Origin of the sequence: Nocardiopsis trehalosi NBRC 14201 (assembly GCF_001552555.1) — a bacterium.
In the GTDB taxonomy this organism is placed as follows: domain Bacteria; phylum Actinomycetota; class Actinomycetes; order Streptosporangiales; family Streptosporangiaceae; genus Nocardiopsis_B; species Nocardiopsis_B trehalosi.
The window spans coordinates 1-3,300 of sequence record NZ_BCRK01000310.1 but is presented as its reverse complement, the minus strand read 5'-3'; the positions used below and the strand labels follow the sequence as shown (position 1 = coordinate 3,300).

Genomic DNA, 3,300 nt, shown 5'->3' with positions numbered 1-3,300 from the left:
CGGCATCGGCGGCCGCGGCGGGCTGCGCGAGCCGCACGCCCGGCTGGCGGCCCTCGCCTCCGCCGCGTCCGCGCCGGTGGTCGCGGTCGACCTGCCGAGCGGCGTCGACGCCGACACCGGGGCCGTCCCGGGGCCGGCGGTGCGCGCGGACGTCACCGTCACGTTCGGCACCCACAAGCCCGGCCTGTTCGTCGACCCGGGGGCGACCCACGCCGGGGTGGTGGAGGCCGTCGACATCGGCATCGCCGACGACCTGCCCGCGCCCCGGCTGGTGGTGCCGCGCGCCGACGACGTCGCGGCGCTGCTGCCCCGGCCCGACGCCGAGTCGGACAAGTACCGGCGCGGCGTGCTCGGCATGGCCGTCGGCTCGCAGCGGTACCCGGGGGCGGCCGTGCTGGCGGTCGGCGGCGCCCTGCGCGGCGGGGCGGGCCTGGTCCGCTACGCGGGGCACCGCGACGCCGTCACCGAGGTGCTGCACCGGTGGCCCGAGGTGGTGGCGTCGCAGCTGGACCCGGTCGACCCGGTCGCGGGCCTGCCGGTGCGGGTGAACGCGTGGGTCATCGGCCCGGGGCGCGGGCTGCACCCGGTGGCGGCGATGGAGCTGGAGGCGGTGCTCGACACGACGCTGCCGGTCCTGGTCGACGCGGACGGCATCACGCTGCTGAGCCGCAACCCCGACCTGGTGCGGGCCCGGACCGCGCCGACGCTGCTCACCCCGCACGCGGGCGAGCTGGCCCGGCTGCTGCCGGGGGCCGACCGGGCCGCCATCGAGGCGCGGCGCCTGGAGTTCGCGACCCGCGCCGCCGAGGAGTACGGGTGCACGGTGCTGCTGAAGGGGTCGACCACGATCGTCGCCGAGCCCGGGCACCCGGCGGTCGCCAACCCGACCGGCACCCCGCTGCTGGCGACGGCGGGCAGCGGCGACGTGCTGTCGGGCCTGGCGGGGGCGCTGCTCGCGGGCGGCCTGGCGGCCCGCGACGCGGCGCTGTGCGCGGCCTACCTGCACGGCCTCGCCGCCCGCCTGGCCCACGACGGCGCCCCGATCTCGGCCTCCGACCTGGTCACCGCCCTCCCCGCCGCCTTCCGCGCCGTCACCGCAGACTGACCCCGACCGGGAGCGCGGGGCGGCCCCGGTCCCTGTCGCCTCCGACGTTGTCGGCGTGGGGGCGCGTCGGGTCACGTGGCCGCTGCGACGAGGTGGTCGTCGAGAACCTCGGCCGGCGTGCGCGATCGCGACGCCGGGCGGGGCCGGCCGCTGCGCTCGGCGGTCACCCGGCCCGACTCCTCCCGCGACCGCGCCCCGGAACCCGGTTTGCTCCTTTGCTCTTGACGTTCTCGGGGTGTGGGAGCGGTTCCCCACCCCGGCGACGTCGAGATCAACGAGGGCGGGTCGGGTGGGCGGGGGTCACCGGGTCGTGTGGAAGCGGACGTGCAGGGCGCGCATCTCGTCGGCGAGTTCGGGGGCCGGGCCCTCGACCGCGACCCCCGGGGCGACCTCGGCCACCGGCAGCGGGCGCACCGGCGCGGGCGGGACACCGATCTCGGTGAGCCATTCCACGAGCCGGGCCGACGAGACGGCGTAGACGATGCGGCCCAGGCCCACCCAGGCGTGCGCGGCGGAGCACATCGGGCAGTGCTCGCCCGAGGTGTAGACCGTCGCGGCGGCCCGCTCCTCGGGCGTCATGTTCTCGGCGGCCCAGCGGGCCAGTGCGAACTCGGGGTGGCGGGTCTGGTCGCCGTCGGCCACGCGGTTGCGGTCCTCGGCCAGGGCGGTGCCGTCACCGGCGGCGAGCACGGAGCCGAACGGCTCGTCGCCCGCCTCCACCGCGGCCTTCGCCAGCTCCACACAGCGGCGCAGGTGCCGCAGGTCGGTGTCGTTCACCGGTTCCGCCTTTCGGACGTCGATCATGGACGCACGCATGGTAGGCCCCGCACCGCCTCGGCGCACGTCGACACCGCCCCCGCCCCTGCCCCGGTCCCCGGCGTCGGCCGACGCGCCCGGCGGGCCGGGCGGCGGGTCAGGCCCGGAGGGCGCGGTCGCGGGCCAGGGCGAGTTCCACGATGTCGGCGATGAAGTACTCGCCGGGGTCGCGCCGGTCGTGCAGCAGGTGGGTGTGGTCGGCGTCGACCCACATCGCCTCGGTGTGCTTGCCCGCCTCCAGGCGGGGCGCCGACAGGTCGCCCGCGACGCGCACGAGGTAGTCGACCTCGTGCCGCTCGATCCCGTCATCGGGGGTCCACACGAGCCGGTAGACCTCGGACCGGACCTCGGTCAGCCGCCACCCGGTCTCCTCGGCGACCTCGCGGACGAGCGCGTCGAGCATCGTCTCGCCGGGTTCGACGTGCCCGCCCACGACGTCCCAGCAGCCGGGGAACACCCGGCGGTCAAGGGAGCGGCGCTGCGTGAAGGCCCGCCCGCCGTCGTCCACGATGACCGCGCCCGCCACCCACCGGTGGCCGTCGTCGGTGGCCGGGAACACCACGTCGTCGGCGACCCGCACGTCCACGTCCTTCACCCCGTTCTCGGTTCGGTGCCCGCGCGCCCCGCCGACGCTACTCCCCGCGCTCGCCGCCCGCCCGCCGGGGGAGCCGCAGGGTGAGCAGCCACGCCCGGGGCGCCACCCGCCGGGCCAGGTCGAGCACGGCCTCGGTGCGCTCGTTGTCCTGGTCGAGGACGGAGAACAAGTTGGCGCCGAGGTAGTAGGTGATGGCGCCATAGGCGACCTCGCGCGCGGGCAGCAGCCGCCCCAGCGCCGACCCGCCGACCACCCGCTCCCAGGTGCGTTCGATCAGCGCGATCCACGGCTCGGCGCGGGCGTTGATCTCGGCGCGCAGTTCGGGGCGGGCGACGGCGGCGGCCACCAGCTCGGAGAACTCGGCGAGGTGGCCGCGCTCGACGTCGGTGCGGTAGATCCACAGCGCGGTCTCCAGCAGCTCCTCCAGGGTGGTCGCCCGGTCGGCGGCCTCGGTGTAGAGCGCCATCCGCTCGGCGGAGGAGCGGTCGAGCGCGGCGAGCAGGAGCTGGTCGACGCCGCCGAAGTGGTAGAAGACCAGCGCCGAGTTCACCTCGGCGGCCTTGGCGATGCTCCGGGCCGACGCCGCCGCGTAGCCCTCCTCCCGCAGCACGCGCCCGGCGGCCGCCACGAGGCGTTCGCGGGTCTCCTCGCCCGATCCCCGGTTCCCGGCCACGGCTCCCCCGATCCCGTTGTGCCCGCCCCTTCCGCGCGCGCTTCCTTCATCGTACGGTTTAATCAAGCGATTAAATCATCCGGTCAACGCAGTCGGCGCCGCATCGCACCG

4 protein-coding genes are annotated in these 3,300 nt (G+C 76.6%); 1 reads left to right on the top strand and 3 read right to left on the bottom strand.

Features of this window, described 5'->3' with window-relative positions; all coding sequences use genetic code 11:
• Nucleotides 1–1,105 (top strand): NAD(P)H-hydrate dehydratase (locus NT8_RS27670; RefSeq protein WP_067975936.1); only part of this gene is annotated, 1,105 nt, incomplete at its 5' end.
• A gap of 300 nt (nt 1,106–1,405) precedes the next feature.
• Here the strand turns inward: NT8_RS27670 and NT8_RS27665 are convergent.
• The 3 genes from NT8_RS27665 to NT8_RS27655 form a co-directional block, all read right to left on the bottom strand.
• The gene (locus NT8_RS27665) at nt 1,406–1,909 is read right to left on the bottom strand and encodes a nucleoside deaminase (protein ID WP_067975934.1); all 504 of its coding nucleotides are present in this window, start codon (nt 1,907–1,909) and stop codon (nt 1,406–1,408) included.
• A gap of 109 nt (nt 1,910–2,018) precedes the next feature.
• Nucleotides 2,019–2,507 (bottom strand): NUDIX hydrolase, encoded by a 489-nt coding sequence (locus NT8_RS27660; protein ID WP_067975942.1) that lies wholly within the window; start codon nt 2,505–2,507, stop codon nt 2,019–2,021.
• 46 nt (nt 2,508–2,553) lie between these two features.
• Entirely contained in the window at nt 2,554–3,189 is a 636-nt protein-coding gene (locus NT8_RS27655) for a TetR/AcrR family transcriptional regulator (RefSeq protein ID WP_157516003.1), read from the bottom strand.
• Between the last annotated feature and the right edge of the window lie 111 nt (nt 3,190–3,300).

Bases quoted from the DNA above. Each gene is read 5' to 3' on its own strand.
- NT8_RS27665 (WP_067975934.1), bottom strand. From the start codon at position 1,909: ATGATCGACGTCCGAAAGGCGGAACCGGTGAACGACACCGACCTGCGG.